The 17610-nt window shown below is 62.8% G+C and carries 18 protein-coding genes; 14 read left to right on the top strand and 4 right to left on the bottom strand.

All coding sequences use genetic code 11. The features are described 5' to 3' along the window. Positions 1-6: 6 nt before the first annotated feature. The 9 genes from PQU95_RS05760 to PQU95_RS05720 all read left to right on the top strand — a co-directional run bounded on the left by PQU95_RS05760 (position 7) and on the right by PQU95_RS05720 (position 7095). A complete protein-coding gene (locus PQU95_RS05760; RefSeq protein ID WP_272751115.1) occupies positions 7-192 on the top strand; it encodes a hypothetical protein in 186 nt (61 codons plus the stop codon). Next, positions 189-1196 carry a threonine-phosphate decarboxylase CobD gene (gene cobD, locus PQU95_RS05755; protein ID WP_272751114.1) on the top strand — a complete coding sequence of 336 codons (1008 nt, stop codon included), beginning with the start codon at positions 189-191 and terminating at the stop codon, positions 1194-1196. The genes PQU95_RS05760 and cobD overlap by 4 nt, the downstream gene beginning before the upstream one ends. Continuing rightward, positions 1193-2089, top strand: a complete 897-nt coding sequence (locus tag PQU95_RS05750; protein WP_272751113.1) for a cobalamin-binding protein — start codon at positions 1193-1195, stop codon at positions 2087-2089. Before cobD ends, PQU95_RS05750 begins: the two co-directional genes overlap by 4 nt. Continuing rightward, positions 2086-2919 (top strand): ABC transporter substrate-binding protein, encoded by an 834-nt coding sequence (locus PQU95_RS05745; protein ID WP_272751112.1) that lies wholly within the window; start codon positions 2086-2088, stop codon positions 2917-2919. The genes PQU95_RS05750 and PQU95_RS05745 overlap by 4 nt, the downstream gene beginning before the upstream one ends. A 254-nt stretch (positions 2920-3173) precedes the next feature. After that, on the top strand, positions 3174-4640 hold the full coding sequence (locus PQU95_RS05740; protein ID WP_272751111.1) for a cobyric acid synthase: 1467 nt from the start codon (positions 3174-3176) through the stop codon (positions 4638-4640). 76 nt (positions 4641-4716) lie between these two features. Beyond that, entirely contained in the window at positions 4717-5307 is a 591-nt protein-coding gene (locus tag PQU95_RS05735; protein ID WP_272751110.1) for a hypothetical protein, read from the top strand. A 147-nt stretch (positions 5308-5454) separates the two neighbouring features. Next, the gene (locus PQU95_RS05730) at positions 5455-5754 is read left to right on the top strand and encodes a hypothetical protein (protein ID WP_272751109.1); all 300 of its coding nucleotides are present in this window, start codon (positions 5455-5457) and stop codon (positions 5752-5754) included. 171 nt (positions 5755-5925) lie between these two features. Further along, on the top strand, positions 5926-6081 hold the full coding sequence (locus PQU95_RS05725; protein ID WP_272751108.1) for a hypothetical protein: 156 nt from the start codon (positions 5926-5928) through the stop codon (positions 6079-6081). A gap of 294 nt (positions 6082-6375) precedes the next feature. Further along, positions 6376-7095 carry a hypothetical protein gene (locus PQU95_RS05720; protein ID WP_272751107.1) on the top strand — a complete coding sequence of 240 codons (720 nt, stop codon included), beginning with the start codon at positions 6376-6378 and terminating at the stop codon, positions 7093-7095. Between the two features lie 334 nt (positions 7096-7429). Here PQU95_RS05720 and PQU95_RS05715 read toward each other — a convergent pair whose 3' ends face one another. The 3 genes from PQU95_RS05715 to PQU95_RS05705 all read right to left on the bottom strand — a co-directional run bounded on the left by PQU95_RS05715 (position 7430) and on the right by PQU95_RS05705 (position 11149). Further along, on the bottom strand, positions 7430-9055 hold the full coding sequence (locus tag PQU95_RS05715) for a methyl-accepting chemotaxis protein (RefSeq protein WP_272751106.1): 1626 nt from the start codon (positions 9053-9055) through the stop codon (positions 7430-7432). A gap of 350 nt (positions 9056-9405) precedes the next feature. Beyond that, entirely contained in the window at positions 9406-10317 is a 912-nt protein-coding gene (locus PQU95_RS05710) for a hypothetical protein (RefSeq protein ID WP_272751105.1), read from the bottom strand. Positions 10318-10408: 91 nt separating this feature from the next. Then, the gene (locus PQU95_RS05705; protein ID WP_272751104.1) at positions 10409-11149 is read right to left on the bottom strand and encodes a substrate-binding periplasmic protein; all 741 of its coding nucleotides are present in this window, start codon (positions 11147-11149) and stop codon (positions 10409-10411) included. A gap of 155 nt (positions 11150-11304) precedes the next feature. Between PQU95_RS05705 and PQU95_RS05700 the strand changes: the two genes are divergently transcribed. The 3 genes from PQU95_RS05700 to PQU95_RS05690 all read left to right on the top strand — a co-directional run bounded on the left by PQU95_RS05700 (position 11305) and on the right by PQU95_RS05690 (position 14553). Further along, positions 11305-12381 carry a GGDEF domain-containing protein gene (locus PQU95_RS05700; protein WP_272751103.1) on the top strand — a complete coding sequence of 359 codons (1077 nt, stop codon included), beginning with the start codon at positions 11305-11307 and terminating at the stop codon, positions 12379-12381. Between the two features lie 236 nt (positions 12382-12617). Continuing rightward, a complete protein-coding gene (locus PQU95_RS05695; RefSeq protein WP_272751102.1) occupies positions 12618-13448 on the top strand; it encodes a substrate-binding periplasmic protein in 831 nt (276 codons plus the stop codon). Positions 13449-13716: 268 nt separating this feature from the next. Then, a complete protein-coding gene (locus tag PQU95_RS05690) occupies positions 13717-14553 on the top strand; it encodes an HpcH/HpaI aldolase/citrate lyase family protein (protein ID WP_272751101.1) in 837 nt (278 codons plus the stop codon). Here the strand turns inward: PQU95_RS05690 and PQU95_RS05685 are convergent. After that, a complete protein-coding gene (locus PQU95_RS05685; RefSeq protein ID WP_272751100.1) occupies positions 14550-15437 on the bottom strand; it encodes a LysR family transcriptional regulator in 888 nt (295 codons plus the stop codon). The genes PQU95_RS05690 and PQU95_RS05685 overlap by 4 nt on opposite strands. 108 nt (positions 15438-15545) lie before the next feature. Here PQU95_RS05685 and PQU95_RS05680 point away from each other — a divergent pair, with 108 nt between their 5' ends. After that, entirely contained in the window at positions 15546-16406 is an 861-nt protein-coding gene (locus PQU95_RS05680; RefSeq protein WP_272751099.1) for an HTD2 family dehydratase, read from the top strand. 10 nt (positions 16407-16416) lie between these two features. After that, entirely contained in the window at positions 16417-17595 is a 1179-nt protein-coding gene (locus PQU95_RS05675) for a CaiB/BaiF CoA transferase family protein (RefSeq protein WP_272751098.1), read from the top strand. Positions 17596-17610: the final 15 nt, after the last annotated feature.

The following is a 17610-nucleotide window of genomic DNA, read 5'->3' as shown; positions in this document are numbered from 1 at the left end:
AACCCTATGTCCTGCAATCTGAATGTGATGTCAAAAATCCTGCTGGTGCTCATGCAGGCCTTGCCAGAAATAACCTTGCTGTTGGCAGCGAGTGCCGTCGGTGCGTTATGGCTGATTGGCATTGGCGCACTGCTGGCCATCGTCCCGTTCTTCGTGCTACTGGCCTGGGCTTGGACCAAACGACCATCATGACCGGACTTCAACCCGTGCACGGCGGCAACCTGCTGCAAGCCGTCGCCCGCTTTGGCGGCACGCCCGAGCAATGGCTGGACCTGTCCGCCGCGCTGAACCCGCAGCCCTACCCGGCCCCGGCCACCGACCTGGCGCTGTGGTACACGCTGCCGCAGCCGGACGCCGCCCTTCACGCCAGCGCCTGCGCCTACTACGGTGCGGCCAACATGCTGCCGGTGGCCGGCAGCCAGGCCGCCATCCAGGCGCTGCCACGGCTGCGCGCACCTGGCAGCGTGGCGGTAGCCCACCCCAGCTACGCCGAACACGGCTGGCGCTGGGCGCGTGCCGGGCACCAGGTAAGCCACCACCCGCATGCCGGGCTGGCGGCGCAAGCAGGCCAGGTAGACGTATTGATCCTATGCAACCCGGACAACCCCAGCGGCCAACGTTGGCCGCAACAGGCCGTGCTGGCGATGGCGGCGGCGCAAGCCGCGCGCGGCGGCTGGCTGGTGGTAGACGAAGCATTTGCCGACGTGACGCCCGCGCTATCGGTGACCGCCCACGCCGCCACGCAACCCGGGCTGGTGGTGCTGCGCAGCCCCGGCAAGTTCTTTGGCCTGGCCGGCTTGCGGCTGGGCTTTGTCGCTGCCGCAGGCGACATCCTGCAGGCGCTGGACGACGAGCTGGGGCCGTGGACCATCCCCGCGCCGGTGGCGCGCATTGCTACCGCCGCGCTGGCCGACCGTACCTGGCAGGCCGCAGCACAGCAACAGCTGGCCGCCGGCCACGCCCGCCTGACGGCACTGCTGCAGGCGCACGGCCTGCCGGCCGACGGCTGCATGCTGTTTGCCGGTGGCGCCTACGCGCACGCCGACGCCCTGCAACAACACCTGGCGCAGCACCACATCTGGTGCCGCCTGTTTACCGACCCACAGCCCCGCTTCCGCCTGGGGCTGCCCGCCAGCGAGGCGCACTGGCAGCGCCTGGCCGCCGCGCTGGCCGGCTTTGTACCGGATACCTTATGAAACCCATCGCCCTCGCCCTGGCCTGCACGCTGGCGCTATCTGCCATCCCCGCCGGCGCCGCGCCGATTACCGTTACCGACGACCAGGGCCAAACGCTAACGCTGCCCGCCCCGGCCAAACGCGTAATCAGCCTGGCGCCGCACGTCACCGAGCTGATCTACGCCGCCGGCGGCGGCGGCCAGCTGATTGCCGCCGACGCCAACAGCAACTACCCAGCCGCCGCGCAGGCACTGCCACGGGTGGGCAGCTTTCGCGGCATCGATATCGAACGCGTGCTGGCCGCCAAGCCGGATCTGATGATTGTGTGGCTGCACGGCCCGGCGGAAAAGCAGCTGGCGCAGCTCAGGGCGCTGGGCATCCCCATGTATTACAGCGAGCCCAAGCACCTGGCCGACATCCCCGCCAGCCTGCGCAAGCTGGGCACGCTGCTGGGCAGTAGCGCCGTGGCCGAGCAAAGCGCACGGCAGTTTGATACCGAGCTGGCCGCGCTACGCCGCCAGTACGCTGGCAAGCCCAGGCTGCGCGTGTTCTACCAGGTGTGGCACAAGCCGCTATACACGCTAAGCGGCCAGCACATCGTGAACGACGCCATCGAGCTGTGCGGCGGCCAGAACATTTTTGCCCAGCTGCCACTACCTGCCCCGGTAGTAAGCGAGGAGTCGGTGATTGCGGCCAACCCGCAGGTGATGCTGGCCGCCGGCATGAAAAAGCAGGACGACCTGCAGGCACGCTGGGCCGGCATCAACGCCATTGCCGCCGTGCAGTACAAGCAGCAATACCAGATCGACAGTGACATCCTGAACCGCCCCACCCCGCGCTTCCTGCAAGGCACCCGCGCCGTGTGCCGCAGCCTGGACGCGGCACGCGCGGTCTACGCCAAGGTAAAACCATGATCCACACCACACCGCATTACCACCGCATTGCCTGCCTGTGCACCGAGGCGGTAGAAACCCTGTACCTGCTGGGCGCCGAAGAGCTGGTGGCCGGCATTTCCGGCTTTACCGTCTACCCGCCCGAGGCGCGCCAGCAAAAGCCCAAGATCAGCGGCTTTTCCAGCGGCAAGCTGGAAAAAATCCTGGCGGTAGAACCCGACCTGGTGGTGGGCTACTCCAGCCTGCAAAGCGACATACTCAAAGAAGTGGCCGAAGCCGGCGTGGATATCCTGCACTTCAACCACCACAGCGTAGACGGCGTGCTGCGCATGGTGCGCGTGCTGGGTAGCCTGACCGGCCGCCGCCACGCCGCCGAGCTGCTGTGCGAGCAGCTGGAAGGCCAGATCAGCGCCGCCCGCCTGGAAAGCGCCGCCCGCGACGCCGCCGGCCTGCCACGCCCGCTGGTGTATTTCGAAGAATGGCACGACCCCATCATCAGCGGCATAGGCTGGGTGGGCGAGCTCATCGCGCTGGCCGGCGGGCGCGACGCCTTTGCCGAGCTGGCCGGCCACGCCCGTGCCAAACAGCGCATCGTGGCCGACCCGCAAACCGTGATCGACCGCCAGCCGGACCTGATGGTAGGCAGCTGGTGCGGCAAGCGCTTCCGCCCGGAAACGGTACTGGAGCGCGACGGCTGGCAAGACGTACCCGCCGTGCGCAACGCCGAGCGCGGCCATATCATCGAGATCAAGTCTGCCGACATACTGGCGCCCGGCCCTACGCTGATTACGCGTGGCCTGCCGCAGCTGCAGGCACTGATCCGCCAGTGGCACGAAGACCGCGCTGGCTAAGCATTCTTCAGTCACGGAAGCACACGAAAAGCACAGACCAAACCCAGCGCGGATAGCCGCACCGCATGCGGGTTTGGCTGGTGCTGCCGAATCTGGCCATACCGTGTCACCCGACGACAGCATGGCCGCGCTGAGCATGCAACATCCACCAACCAACCCTGCGCCCACCGCTACCGGCACCAGCAACAGCGGCAAGTTTTTACGCTGTTTTCCGTGCCTTCGGTGTGCGTCGGTGGCCAAACAGAGAGAGACCCATGCCCGCCCAACCCTGGCCCTTCCCCACGCTGATGGTGCAAGGCTGCACCTCGGACGCCGGTAAAAGCACGGTGGTGGCCGCGCTGTGCCGCCTGCTGGCCGACGCCGGCTACCGCGTCGCCCCGTTCAAACCGCAAAACATGGCGCTGAACAGCGCGGTAACCGAAGACGGCGGCGAGATCGGCCGCGCCCAGGCGCTGCAAGCCATCGCCGCCCGCGTGGCGCCGCATACCGACATGAACCCGGTGCTGCTCAAACCCAGCAGCGATACCGGCGCCCAGGTCATCATCCACGGCAAGGTGCGCGCCGACATGAACGCGCGCGACTACCACCAGTACAAAACCACCGCCATGGCCGCCGTGCTGCAGTCCTACCAGCGGCTGCAGGCACAGTACGACGTGGTGATGGTAGAAGGCGCCGGCAGCCCGGCCGAGATCAACCTGCGCGACCGCGACATCGCCAATATGGGCTTTGCCGAGGCGGTGGACTGCCCGGTGATCCTGGTGGCCGACATCGACAAGGGCGGCGTGTTTGCCCACCTGGTGGGCACGCTGGATTGCCTGAGCGATAGCGAACGCGCCCGTGTGGTGGGCTTTGTGATCAACAAGTTCCGCGGCGACATCAGCCTGCTGCAAGACGGGCTGGACTGGCTGGAAGCCAAAACCGGCAAGCCGGTGCTGGCGGTGCTGCCGATGCTGCACGGCCTGATGCTGGACGCCGAAGACGCGGTGCAAAGCCAGCAACAGCGCGGCGACTTCAACATCGTGGTGCCGGTGCTGCCGCGCATCAGCAACCATACCGACTTCGACGCGCTACGCGCCCACCCCGGCGTGAACCTGCACTTTGTCGGCCCCGACGCGCCCAAGCCGCCGGCCGACCTGGTGATCCTGCCCGGCAGCAAGAACACCCGCGCCGACCTCGCCTTCCTGCAAGTACAAGGTTGGCCGCAATACCTGCAGCGCCACCTGCGCTACGGCGGCCGCGTGCTGGGCATTTGCGGTGGCTACCAGATGCTGGGCCGCCACATCCACGACCCGCTGGGCGTGGAAGGTGCCCCCGGCAGCAGCGCCGGCCTGGGCTACCTCGACATCGACACCACGCTGGCCGCCGACAAAACGCTGACGCGGCGCGAAGGCCGCTTTGTGAACGCCGACGCAGCGGTAAGCGGCTACGAAATCCACATGGGCGTCAGCCACGGGCCCGACTGCGAACGGCCGGTATTCCAGCTGAACGATGGCAGCGTGGACGGCGCCGTCAGCCCCGACGGTGCGGTGATGGGTAGCTACCTGCACGGCCTGTTCGACCACCCGCAAGCCGGCGGCGCCCTGCTGCAATGGGCTGGCATGCATCATGCAAACGGGGTAGATTTATCTAAATTACGTGACAACAGCCTGAACCGCCTGGCCGCCAGCAGTCAGCCACTGCTGGACGCGCTGCAACGGCTGCCGGCATGGAGTGGGGCGTAAGGCCGCCAACCTCTTGACGGGTAGACGCGTAGCCCGGATAAGGCACAGCCGCATCCGGGGTTGCCAGCCTGCACCCGTGCAAGTCTGGCATGTTTTACCCCCGTCCCCGGATGCGCCGTTGGCTGATCCGGGCTACAAGCTGAGCAGGCCAATCTTGGGCAGGTTGGCGCTGAACAAAGTGAAGACCAACTTATGGCCTGAGAGAACAAAAGCGAAAATCATGAAATACATTACAGCCCTACTGATTTTGTTTTTCATCTTATATTTCGGATGTTTGCACGCATCAACCAGGCAAGTACCAATATTGAAACCCGTCGAATCCGACTGTGCAATTGGCTTCATTTTAACCAGCCCCATGCACGGGTATGATCTTAACATCCAGTCCGTTTCAAAAGATGGCTTTGGCCGTTCGTACAAGCTTTTTATTGGCCATGGCGATGAATTACCAAAGGGCGCTAGTGTATTTTTTAATTTAAAAGGACTGCACTTATCCAGCGGACGTTACTTCGTTTACTTTTCCAAATTTGGCATTTCTTACTATTCCCAGTTTGAATCTTATAAACAAGGCAAAGCTACGGTTATTGACCTGTACGATTTTGAGCCAAATGACAATCCCAACGATCCTCGCTCAAAATACACAAAAAAGATAGCGACGTGTAGATTTTAAAATCTCGGCAATGTTGTCACCTCACAGCACTGCTTGCGCGGTAAACGTTGGACTTTGCAAGCCCAGCCCAACCTACCGTGCTTGGAAGCTATTTTGGCTCGAAAATTACAGTGCAATTCTCACTGCCGTTTTAAGCATGGAGTTGATATGGATATTGAATTTTTCATTGTCACTTTTATTGGTGCAATTTCACTATTATCCGCCTTTCCTATAGTTTCGGAAATTCGCAATCACCATCCCGACTATTATAAAAATATGGATAATTGGGGTTTTTTTAACAACCACGGAAGGGGGGCATGGTTGTTTTTGAAATTTATTATATTTCACAGGGGCGATATCGAAGATCCGGTTGCATACTTGTGTTGTTTTATTTATCTTTTTGGGGTTTTCTCAGGTGCTTTGTTCGGCGCGTGGGTGTTTTTAAATGCAATTGGCTTTTTCCACTAAATGTACAGCCCAGTATTAACCGCACCCTCACGCTAACTGCACGTCGCAATGGTATTGCGGCCAACCTAACTGTCGCATCCCTGACGATCATATAAGCAATCGGCTACTCAAACTGAACACCGCACGAGAAGTCATGGGTATCCTGCTACAACTCTCTCGAGCGCCCAACCCATGATCGTCAAACTGCACAAACAAGCCCGCACCACCCCCGCTATCCGCGAGGAAATCAAACACGCCGTCGGCACGCTTGCCGAGTTGGCCGCACGCTTCAATGTCAGCATCCACACCATCCGCAAGTGGAAGCAACCCGTAGGTCGGGCTGAATGAAATGAAGCCCAACGTTTACCGCGCCCCAGTTGCCTCGCGCTATGCATATTATTCGCCGCGCCACGGCAAGCGTTTGGCCTCGCCACATGCACCCCAGGCCAAATACGCCGCACTTGACCATTCCCCCCCAATAACAAGGTTGGCCGCAAACCGTCATGGATTACGGCCAACCTTGTTTGCTCAATAGCCACGCCCCCGCAGGGCGGCGCTTGATGTACGGCAATATGCCACGCTGCCCATACGGCATACTTCGGCCAACTTTACTGCCAACCTGCACCACCGGTGCCCAACACCATGCCGATTTCTGTACAACGCCCACTGGCGGCGCTGGCTGCTGCAGCGCTGCTCGCCACTGCCCTGCCCGCCCTGGCGCAGCCGGGGCCGGCTAGCGCTTGCCTGTTTATCCACCACGCCGGCCTGCACACGCTGCCCGATGGCAGCCTGAGCGACGACGCCTCGCCTGCTGCGCAGCTGCGCTACAGCCAGCTGTTGCGCGAGGCCAGGCAGCGCATTAGCGATACGTTTGGCGCACCGCAGGCCAGCCCGCTGGTGGTGTTCTTCTCGCAGCCGCAGGGTTTTGGCCGCTACCGGCTAAACGCGGTGGGGAGTGCGCAGTTTATTGGCAGCCGCGCCTGCGTGCTGATGGGCCCCCAGGGGCAAAATGTGGATGCCTTGGCACACGAGCTGGTACACGCCGAAATCCACTACCGTGCCGGTGCGCTGAAACGGTGGCTGCAGCTGCCCACCTGGTTTGACGAAGGCGTGGCCATGCAGGTGGATTACCGCCCGCGCTACATGCTGCCGGCAGACGATGCGGCCAACGCCAGCGAGGTAAGGCAGCTGAACAGCTTTGGCGCTTTCTTTGCTGGTGACGAGCAAACGGTGGTGCGCAACTACGCCCGCGCCCACCACGAGGCGGCCGGCTGGCTGGCCAGCACCGGGCGCCACACGCTGTACCAGCGCCTGGCGCGCATGCAGGCGGGCGAGTCGTTTGCCGAGATCAGCGCGCCGTAACAGCCGGCATGGCTGCCATGCTGAATGCCGCAGGCACGTTGGCCGCAGCGGGTAACGCCGGAGTGCAGACATCAGCGCGTTGCCCGGATAAGGCGCAGCCGCATCCGGGGTTGCAGCCAGCGCCCGTGCAAGTCGGCCAAGTTTTACCCCCATCCCCGGATGCGCCGTTGGCTTATCCGGGCGCTACATTCAACCCAAGACAAGGCACCGTATTTGCTCCACCAGCAAGCAAGTTGGCCGCATGCCGTGATGCCGTGCGGCCAAGCTTGCACAGCATCCCCGCTGCCATGAAAAAACCCGGCGCGCAGGCCGGGTGGGCATATCGGAGGCGGCTTCAGACACGGTAACGGCTGATGGCGGCATCCAGCTCTTGGCTCAAGGCGCCCAGCCGCGCACCCTCGTCTGCCGTGTTTTGTGCCAGCGCGCTGCTTTCTTCGGACATCTGGGCCACGCGCTCTACCTGCTGGGCCATCATATTGCTGGCGCTACTTTGCTCGCGCATGGATACCGAGATACTGCTTACCTGCTCTACCACCCTGTCGGCGTGCGTGCGGATATGCTCGATCGCCTCGCTGGCCGCATTGGCGTGCTGCACGCTTTCGTCTACCCGGCGTACGGTGTTCTGCATGGTTTCCACCGTTGCGTGGGTTTCCTGCTGAATGGCGTTAACGGTAGAGATAATCTCGCGGGTGGAGTTGCCCGTCCGCTCGGCCAGCTTGCGTACTTCATCTGCCACCACGGCAAACCCCCGCCCCATTTCACCGGCACGGGCTGCTTCTATGGCGGCATTCAGCGCCAGCAAGTTGGTCTGGTCGGCGATGTCCTGAATCACGTTGACCACAGCGTTGATGCTGGCAGTGCGCGCCTGCAAGGCCTCTATCTGCTGGGCAGACTGGCGCACGTCCTGGGCAATACCGGTAATGCTACTGATGGTGTTTTCGATAACGGTGCCACCGCTACCCGCCATGCCTCCGGCCTGGCGGGCGGTTTCGTCGCAGATATCCGCCTGTGCGGCTACGTGGTTGATGCTGACGGTGACCTGTTCCACCCCTGCGGCCATGCTGGATGCCGCACTGCTTAGCTGGTGCGAATTGCTGGATAGCTCGCCGCTGGCGGTAGAGAGGCTGGTAGCGCTGCCGGTAACGTGGCTACCGATGCGGCCAAGCTGCTGCATGCTCGCCTGTAGCGCGTCGAGCAGGGTATTGAGCGACGACAGGGACTGGCCGATTTCATCATCGCGCTTTACCGGCATGCGGCGTGTCAGGTTGTAGTGCTGTGCCAGGTCCTGGATGAAATGCTGCATTTCTTTCAAGGGGCGGGTAATGCTGCGGCTAATCAGCCAGGCCAGCACCAGGCAAAGCAGCAGTACCCCTACCGTAATACCCAGCAGCAGGGATTTGGCCGTATCACGCTCGGCATAGTTGGCTTGTGCGGTGGCGGCACTGAGCTGGGTTTCCAGCTTTACCAGCTCTTGCACGGTGGTGTTGTACTTGCCCAGCACCCCTTTGTTGTTACTGATGGCAGCGTCTTTATCACCCTGTTTGACCAGGTCGAAGGTTTTCTGCGAGTTGCTCAGCACCTCGGGCAGCATATCCGCTATCTGTTTCATCAACGCCAGCTCCTGCTCGCTGGCGGGCCACTCCGGGCGGCTAAACAGCTGCTGAAGTGTGTTCACATGCGCTTGCACCTTGGTGCGGGCATCCTGATAACGCTCGGTAGTCTTGGCTGCGTCTTCCGGGGTCTTGTCCAGAATGATTTGCCGGGTCAGCATGCGTACCCCTTGTACCTCGTACAGCAGACTCACCGCTTCCAGCAACTGCGCCGAGTTCACCTCGACGATCTGGTTGACATCGCGGTCGATCTTGCCGATCAGTGAAAAGACATACGCGTTATTGAGTACCAGCAACAAAAGAATACTCATGAACCCCAGTAATAGTCGTCTGGCTACCGATAGCTTCATTCTTTTCTCCGAGGGGACAGGGCGGGAGCCAAGGCACAATAGTTTTGGCTGATGGGTGTAAACATCAGTATTGACTATAGATACAGGCAGTTATTCTTCAAGCAAAGCACATACTGCCCAGCCTCGCGCTGCTACCGCAGGGCCGTAGCTTGGGCTGAATGAAATGAAGCCCAACGTTCACCGTGCCACGGTAACCGTTTGGCTCCGCCCCCCAGACCAAGGCACCGCGCTTGATCATGCCCCCAATAACAAGGTTGGCCGCATGCCGTGATGGCGTGCGGCCAACCTTGTGTGGTTTCTGGTGCTGCTGCCCGGGCTGCAGCCCAACCTGCCCGCCCATGGCCTCCCGCTTACTGGTCTTGCTGGTTCTTTTCCTGCAGTGCTTCGTTGATGATGCTTTTCAGGCCGCTAAAATTGCAGGGCTCGGCGTAGGCCAGCAGTGCTTGCTCTACGTCGTAGTAGCTGCCGGCAAACAGCCCGGGCTTGTCCAGATCGCTTCTGAGCTTGCGCTTTTTGACTTGCACGGCTTTTTGCAGCAGGTAGATATCGGGTGCCAGGGCCAGGGTGGTTTCGTAGGCGCTCATGGCGCTTTGGCCAAACGAAAACGACGATGCGGTTGCGCTGATGACCTTGGAACTTACCCCGGTGACGCCTTGCACCGCCGAGGTAAGACCGGCCAGCAGCTGGACTTCTTTGCCGAAAAAATCACGCGATGTTTGCTGGCGGCTGGCGGCGTCAAAGAAGCGGGCGCAGCTCAGGTCGGCAAAGTTGATTCCGGATTGCCACATTTCCTGCAATGCCTGGTAGCGGGGCACTGCCAGCAGGCCATTGCCGTGCAGCACGGCCAGTTGCGGCAGGTTGGCTTGCTTGAGCTGGGTCAGAGCGGCTTTATTGTGCTCGCTATCGTTCAGCAGGGCACTCATAAGCGCCTCTTGCGGCTTACCTTTCACCTTCTCCAGATCAGCTTTCTGCTGACTTGCCCGGTCTGTCCAGTACTGCAGGCTTTGCGCAAGGTCTAAGGGCACCACCTCACGGTACTGCAGTGCCTTGCCTACGGCCCAGGCAAAACGATAGCCGGCGTGGGTCAAGTTGGTTTCGGCAGAGAGGCGGTCCGGCTGTCTGCCAGCCGGGGTGTCGTCGGTGTAAGTCCAGCTGTACTTGGCATCCACGGCAGGGTTGCGCAGGTAGTCAATGCTGGGGTTCAGGCTGCCGCAGGCGCTAAGGCTCAGGGCAATGATCATCGGCAAGATGGCGGGTTTCATGACATTGATCTCCATTTATGGAAATGTCGTTGTATACGCCACCTGTCACTTCTATAAAAACAACCCAGTGCTGCGTAGGCGGCCAGTGACGCTACTCGGCCAGATACTTCTGCCGCAGCTTGTGCATGCGGCCGTCTGCGTTGATCTGGTTCAGCGCGGCCTGCAGGCGCCTTACCTTGTGCGTGGGCGTGTCACGGTTAAGCGCAAACCAGTATTGGCTGCCCCCGTCCAGCAGCCAGATGGGGCGTACCAGCTGCGGGTTGACGTTTTGCTGCTTGAGCTGCCAGGCCATGGCCCAGTCCAGCATGGCCACGGTATCGGTGCGGCCTAGCAATAATTTTTTCAGGGTAATTTCGTCGGTGGCGCCCAGGTCCAGCCCACGGCCGGGCTGCAGGCCCAGGCCAGCCAGCTTTTTGGCGGCGGCCGATTCGAACATGGCGCCGTGGGTGTAGCGCATCAGGTCGGCCTCTACCTGGACATGGATATCGCGCCGCGCGTTCAGGCGGTAGAGCTTGATCTGGCGCGGGCTGACGGGGCCTACCCAGTGAAACAGCGGCTCTCGCTCCGGCGTGCGGGTAATGCTGAAAATCACGCTGTTTGGCGTTTCCAGTACGGTGCGGTAGGCACGCGCCCAAGGCTGCAGCTCTATACTGAGGCTGAGCTCTGCGTCGTGCGCGGCCATGCGTAGCAGATCGGTAGCAAAACCGGTGAGCTGCGCGCCATCCTGGTAGTTTAGTGGCGGCAGCTGTTCGGTATAGGCGGCCAGATCGGCAGCCTTGGCGGGCAGTATGCCGATACACGCTAGGCAAAGGGTAAACAGCGCTGCTTTCATGCTGAATCCGAAACAAATAATATTTATAGAATGTAGTTCACTGATGGCGCCATGTCACAAGACATATCATCCCGGCAACAGACCAACACTACACTGCTGCTTTTGCGCAATAATGACAATCTAACGAATTACCAGACATTGCCTTGCCATCTACCATGAAGCCAGCCCTGCTCCAGCAAGAGTTCGCCAGCTACGAACACTATTACAGCCAGCGCTTGCTACCCGGGGCGGCCCTGCTTTCCTACGCCGGCATGGGGGTCATCGCGCTGTTTCTGGCAGCCGACTTGTGGCACTTTGGCTTTGGGCAGGTGTTTGCCGGCATGGCACTGGCCAGTGTGCTGGGCTGCGCGCTGATAAGCTGGATGGCGCACAGCATGCAACACCCAGCATACCAAGCGTACCGCATCCACTGGGTGCTATGGCTGGGCAACCTGTCCATGGTGGTGATGATGGCAGGGAACATCCTGGTGCTGGGCCGGCTGTCTTATCTGCCGATGATCGTGATGTATTTCATGCTGGGGGTGTTGCTGGTGGCACCGCTGGTAGCGCCGCTGGCTTTCTTGCTACCGCACCTGGCCAGTGTGCTGCTGGCTGGCGCGGTGATGTGGCTGAAGGGCTACCAGCTTACGCACTGGCTGCAGCTGCTGCTGTTCAGCATGCCGGCCATGGTTTTCATGCTGATGATTCTGAGCGTGCAGCACCGTACCGCCATGCTGTCTTACCAGATTGCCCGGCAAAACTGGCTATACGCCACCACCGACCCACTGAGCCAGCTGCAAAACCGCCGCACCTGGTACGAGGCCGCCGCGCAAGCCCTGGCGCAAGCCGCAACACAGGCGCAGCCGCTGGCGCTACTGATGCTGGATATCGACCATTTCAAAGCCATCAATGACCAGTGGGGCCACGTAGCGGGCGACAAGGTCATCGAGCAGGTTGGCCGCACGCTGCAGGCTCACTGCCCGCCCGGTGCGCTGGCCGGCCGCCTGGGTGGCGAGGAGTTCGCGGTACTGCTGCCTGGCACCACGCACGACAATGCGGTACTGACCGCCGAGGCACTGCGCGCCAGCCTGGCCGCGCAGCTGGTGCCAGAGCAGGGCCAGCTGCTGCACATTACGGTGAGCATTGGCCTGTCCAGCCTGCATACAGCCAGCCTGGACGAGCTGGTACGCGAGGCAGACCGCCGCTTGTACCAGGCCAAGGCCGAGGGCCGTAACCGGGTAGTGGGCCAGTAGCGCCTGCCGTGGCACTGCACCCGCCCCCGGCCAGCTCGGCAGCCATCAGCAAAATACGCCCATGGCTAGCTGCTTTGCGGCCAAAGCAGCTCAGCATTAAACAAATGTTTAAATTACAACGGTCTTTTTTTATATAAAAACCTATATCCAGATCAAGAAATCGCACGCTACACCCTTGTCTAGCCGTGGCCGCCTGCATAGACTGGCGTCTGCCTTATCCCTATACCAAACACCGCATGACCTGCCTGCGCTCCCCCTGTTTCGCCCGTTCTGCCTGGCTACTGGCTGCCAGCCTGCTAGCCGCCCCGACCATGGCGCAGACACACCGGGCTTGTACCCAGCTGATAGCGTCGGGCAACCCGGAATACCCGCCGTTCTTGTGGGTAGGTCACGACGATGAAAAAACCCTGCAAGGCGCCAATGCCGAGCTGATGCAGCTGCTGTCACGCGAAATCGGCATCCCCATCGTGATGCGCAACGCCGGGCCGTGGGCACGGGTGCAGGAAGCCGCCAAAGCCGGCCGTATCGACCTGATTGCCGGCGCGTTTTACACCCTGCCACGCCGCCTGTACATGAGCTATATCCAGACGCCGTTCTACCAGACCCGTAGCGCGGTATGGACGCGCGAGAACAAGGCGCTGTCCTACACCAAATGGGCAGACCTGGTTGGCCGCAATGGCATTACCGTGGTGAATAACAGCTTTGGCGAAGAGTTTGACCGCTTTGCCGAGCAACGCCTCACCATGCAAACCGTGGGCAGCGTAGAGAACGCCATGCGCATGCTGAGTATGGGGCGGGCGGATTACCTGATCTACGAAGAAGCTCCCGGCCAGGCCTACGCCAACAAGCTGGGCATACGCAATATCCGCGTGGCCAGCACACCGATAAGCCGCGAACCGCTGTACCTGACGCTAACGCACCAGTCGCCCTGCTTTTCACCCCAGCTCTACGACAGGCTGAACAAGGCCATGAAAAAACTGGTAGACAGCAACGTCATGGAGCAGCTGGTAGCCAGCCACAGCGAGCGCTGGCAAACGCTGCAGGACGAGCAGCTCGAGATCCGCTAAGCCCTTCACCGGGCACGGGCACAAGGTCCCGCGCCCGATCACGCCCGACGGCTGGGTAGCGGCTTTCCCGCCCCCTGCAGCGTTTCATTGCCCTGGCAACCCCGCCGCCAAAAACAGCAGCGCGACGCCGGCTTGGGCCACACCGCGCCAGGCCGGCGCATCGGGCGCTTTGCTTCGCTATCGGGAAAGGATGCCTTGGCCGATTACCGATTGTTGCCTGCCGGCGGCCTCTCTAAGGTAGCAAGCTCTCACCCGACGGAGCCTTGCCATGCACCTTGACCTGCTGCAAACCCTGCTGTTTGTCCCCGCCCACCGGCCGGAACGCTACGCCAAAGCCCTGGCCAGCGGCGCGGACGCCATCATCATCGACCTGGAAGACGCCGTAGGCGTGCAAGACAAAGCCGGCGCACGGGCACTGCTGGCGCACTGGCTGGGCACCCAGCCACCCGGCTGTGTGCTGGTACGCATCAATGGCGCGCACACCCCGTGGTTTGCCGACGATCTGGCCGTGTGCCGCGCCGCTGCAGTGGCAGGCATTGTGGTGCCCAAGGCTGAAAGCGCCGATGAGCTGACGCAGCTGGCCGAGCTGTGCGACAAACCCCTGCTGCCGATTATCGAAACTGCCGCCGGCCTGGCCGCGGTGGCCTCGCTGGCCGCCTGCCGCCATGTGGTGCGGCTGCTGTTCGGCAAGCTCGATCTGGCAGTAGATCTGGGGCTGGATTACCCGCCCCCCGCCGGTGAAGACACCGACGAAACCGTGTTTGCCTACGCCCGCAGCCGGCTGGTACTGGCATCGCGCCTGGCCAGGCTGCCGCCACCGCTAGACGGCGTATTTACCGCACTGGGGGATACCCCCGGCCTGACGCGCTATGTGCGCAACGGCCTGCGGGCGGGCTTTGGCGGCATGCTGCTGATCCACCCGGCCCAGGTGGCAGCGGTACAGGCAGCCAGCCGGCCGGATGCGGCGCAGCTGGACTGGGCGCGGCGGGTAAGCGTAGCCAGCCAACAGGCCGCCGGTGCCGCCATCTGCCTGGATGGTGCGATGGTGGATGCACCGGTAGTACTGCGTGCGCGCGCACTATTGCGCCGCGCCGGGGCTGCCTAGCTGCCCTGGCGCAGGTGCGCTACCAGCTGGCTGGCGTAGCCCGGTAGCGCGTCTAGCGCGCGCACGGCAATGTGCAGGCGGCGCTCGGCCCACGCGTCGGCCAGCGGCACCACCGCCAGGTTGGCCGCATCGCCAAAACGCCCGGCCGCCGAACGCGGCACCACGCCCACGCCCACGCCGCACTGGGCAAAGCGGCACACGGCGTCAAAGCTGCGGGTGGCTACCCGCACGCGCATCTGCTTGCCCAGCTGTTGCGCCTTGTCGTTGAGAAACATCTGTATCGCAGCCTGCTGATCCAGCGCGATGAAGTCCTCCTCCAGCACAGCCTCAAACACCAGCGCACCGGCTGCGGCCAAGGGGTGCCGGTGCGCCATCACCACGACCAGCTGGTCGTCGCGAAACGGGTAGCACTCCAGGTGCCCGGCATCGACGCTGGCGGCAAAAATGCCGATATCGGCACGGCCTTCGGCCACCCGCCTTATCACCTCTACCGACAGTACCTCCTCGATGCGCACATCCACCTGGCGATGGTGATGCAAAAAGTCACCTACCACCTCGGGCAGGTAACCCAGCATGGCATTGGTGTTGGCCGCCAGGCGCACCAGGCCGCGAAAACCGCGGCCGTGCTCCTGCAGCTCGGCGTTCAGTAGCTGGAAGTCGTACAGCCAGCTTCTGGCGTGGCGCAAAAACACCTGGCCGGCGGGCGTCAGCGCCACACCGGCCTTGCTGCGGATAAACAACGTGCTGCCGGTTTGTTCTTCCAGCTTGCCAATGCGTTTGCTGACAGCAGCCAGGGCCAGGTGGCAGCGCTGGCTGGCGGCGGTGAGCGAGCCCTCTTCGGCAGCGGCCACGAACAGCCTGAGATCACTGGTATCGAAATGCATGCGGCCCCTCCTTCGCGTTTTGCGAAGATTACACCGAAAAACCACTGATTATCAAAGCGTTTGCGCCTGCATAAGCTGCAAGACATCACCAACACAGGAGCACAGCGCATGCATGCCGCCATCGATATCGACTCGCTACTGCCGTGGCAAGGCCGCCAGGAAGCGCACACCGATACGGTTACCCCGTTTCCATTGCAGGCATTGAAAGCCACGCTGGAGGCACCCTACGCCGGCCACGGCCACGCGGGTGACACACTGCCTGCGCTATGGCACTGGCTGTACTTTCTGCCCTTGCACGCGCAATCGGCGCTGGGCGACGACGGCCACGCCCGCAAGGGCGGCTTTTTGCCGCCGGTACCGCTGCCGCGCCGCATGTGGGCTGGCGGGCGCTTCGGTTTTGTAGCGCCGCTGCACGTGGGCGATGTCATGCACAAAACCTCCACCATTGCCCAGATCAGCGCCAAACAGGGGCGCAGCGGCCCGCTGGCCTTTGTCACAGTGCGCCACGATATCAGCGTGGCCGGCCAGCTGCGGCTGTGGGAAGAGCACGACATTGTGTACCGCGAGGCCCCCGCGCCGGACGCGCCAGCCGCGCCGGCAGTGCGCGCCGACCGCGGCGCCTGGCGACGCCGCATCGTACCGGACGACGTGCTGCTGTTCCGCTACTCGGCACTCACCTTCAACGGCCACCGCATCCATTACGACCGCCGCTACGTCACCACGGTAGAAGGCTACCCGGGGCTGGTGGTGCACGGCCCGCTGATTGCCACCCTTCTGCTGGACCTGCTGCAACGGCAGCTGCCGGGGGCAAGCCTGAGCAGCTTTGCCTTCCGCGCCGTGCGGCCAACCTTCGACCTGCAGCCGTTTCATGTGCACGGCCAGCCCACCGCCGACGGCAAGACCGTGCGCCTGTGGGCCAGCGATCACGAAGGCTGGCTGACCATGGACGCTACCGCCACCCTGGCTTGAGGAACCCTGTATGCAACCTTTGCAAGACATTACCGTCGTGTCGCTGGAACACGCCATCGCCGGCCCGTTTGCCACCCGCCAGCTGGCCGACCTGGGCGCGCGCGTGATCAAGGTAGAGCGCCCCGGCAGCGGCGATTTCGCCCGTGGCTACGATACCCGGGTGCGCGGCCTGTCCTCGCACTTCGTGTGGACCAACCGCTCCAAGGAAAGCCTGGCCATCGACGTGAAGCACCCGCGGCTGGCCGGGGCGCTGCAGCGGCTGGCGGCCAGCGCCGACGTGGTGGTGCAAAACCTGGCACCAGGCGCCGCCGAGCGGCTGGGGCTGGGCTACGACACGCTGGCGGCCATCAACCCCGGCATCATCGTGTGCAATATCTCGGGCTACGGTGGCGACGGCCCCGACCGCGACCGCAAGGCTTACGACCTGCTGATCCAGAGCGAGGCCGGCTTTCTGTCGGTTACCGGCACAGAGCACGACCCGTGCAAGGCCGGGCCGTCCATTGCCGACATCGCCGCCGGCATGTACGCCTACAGCAATATCCTGGCCGCACTGCTGGCGCGTGGCCGCAGCGGCCAGGGCCGCCAGATCGACATCTCGATGCTGGAATCGCTCACCGAGTGGATGGGCTACCCGATGTACTACGCCATGGACGGGCAAACGCCGCCGCCGCGCGCCGGCGCCGCCCACGCCACCATCTTTCCTTACGGCCCGTTCGAGGCCGCCGGCGACCAGCAGCTGATGTTCGGCCTGCAGAACACACGCGAATGGCACAGCTTCTGCCGCACCGTGCTGCAGCGCGACGACCTGGCGGCCAACCCTGCCTACGCCGACAACGCCGGGCGTCAGGCACACCGCACGGTACTGGAGCCACTGATCCGCGACACCCTGCGCCAGCTGTCAGCCGACGAGCTTGGCCGCAGGCTGGATGCAGCCAATATCGCCAACGCCCGCGTCAACAGCGTGCACGCGCTGTGGGCACACCCGCAGCTGGCCGCCCGGGGCCGCTGGCGCAGCGTGGAAACCGCGGCCGGCCCGGTACCGGCGCTACTGCCGCCGGGCAGCGCGCCGGGGGCGGCGCGCTTCGACCCGGTACCCGCCCTGGGTGCCCACACCGACGCCATCCTGCAACAACTGGGTTTCGATGACAGCGAGCTGGCCGCCCTGCGCGCCGCCGGTGCCATCCAGTAGCACCCTGCCATAACA

The sequence above is a fragment of the Vogesella aquatica genome (assembly GCF_028548455.1).
GTDB lineage: Bacteria > Pseudomonadota > Gammaproteobacteria > Burkholderiales > Chromobacteriaceae > Vogesella > Vogesella aquatica.
This window is presented reverse-complemented; position numbering and strand designations above follow the sequence as displayed.

Bases quoted from the DNA above. Each gene is read 5' to 3' on its own strand.
- PQU95_RS05760 (WP_272751115.1), top strand. From the start codon at position 7: ATGTCCTGCAATCTGAATGTGATGTCAAAAATCCTGCTGGTGCTCATG.
- cobD (WP_272751114.1), top strand. From the start codon at position 189: ATGACCGGACTTCAACCCGTGCACGGCGGCAACCTGCTGCAAGCCGTC.
- PQU95_RS05750 (WP_272751113.1), top strand. From the start codon at position 1,193: ATGAAACCCATCGCCCTCGCCCTGGCCTGCACGCTGGCGCTATCTGCC.
- PQU95_RS05745 (WP_272751112.1), top strand. From the start codon at position 2,086: ATGATCCACACCACACCGCATTACCACCGCATTGCCTGCCTGTGCACC.
- PQU95_RS05740 (WP_272751111.1), top strand. From the start codon at position 3,174: ATGCCCGCCCAACCCTGGCCCTTCCCCACGCTGATGGTGCAAGGCTGC.
- PQU95_RS05730 (WP_272751109.1), top strand. From the start codon at position 5,455: ATGGATATTGAATTTTTCATTGTCACTTTTATTGGTGCAATTTCACTA.
- PQU95_RS05725 (WP_272751108.1), top strand. From the start codon at position 5,926: ATGATCGTCAAACTGCACAAACAAGCCCGCACCACCCCCGCTATCCGC.
- PQU95_RS05720 (WP_272751107.1), top strand. From the start codon at position 6,376: ATGCCGATTTCTGTACAACGCCCACTGGCGGCGCTGGCTGCTGCAGCG.
- PQU95_RS05715 (WP_272751106.1), bottom strand. From the start codon at position 9,055: ATGAAGCTATCGGTAGCCAGACGACTATTACTGGGGTTCATGAGTATT.
- PQU95_RS05710 (WP_272751105.1), bottom strand. From the start codon at position 10,317: ATGAAACCCGCCATCTTGCCGATGATCATTGCCCTGAGCCTTAGCGCC.
- PQU95_RS05705 (WP_272751104.1), bottom strand. From the start codon at position 11,149: ATGAAAGCAGCGCTGTTTACCCTTTGCCTAGCGTGTATCGGCATACTG.
- PQU95_RS05700 (WP_272751103.1), top strand. From the start codon at position 11,305: ATGAAGCCAGCCCTGCTCCAGCAAGAGTTCGCCAGCTACGAACACTAT.
- PQU95_RS05695 (WP_272751102.1), top strand. From the start codon at position 12,618: ATGACCTGCCTGCGCTCCCCCTGTTTCGCCCGTTCTGCCTGGCTACTG.
- PQU95_RS05690 (WP_272751101.1), top strand. From the start codon at position 13,717: ATGCACCTTGACCTGCTGCAAACCCTGCTGTTTGTCCCCGCCCACCGG.
- PQU95_RS05685 (WP_272751100.1), bottom strand. From the start codon at position 15,437: ATGCATTTCGATACCAGTGATCTCAGGCTGTTCGTGGCCGCTGCCGAA.
- PQU95_RS05680 (WP_272751099.1), top strand. From the start codon at position 15,546: ATGCATGCCGCCATCGATATCGACTCGCTACTGCCGTGGCAAGGCCGC.
- PQU95_RS05675 (WP_272751098.1), top strand. From the start codon at position 16,417: ATGCAACCTTTGCAAGACATTACCGTCGTGTCGCTGGAACACGCCATC.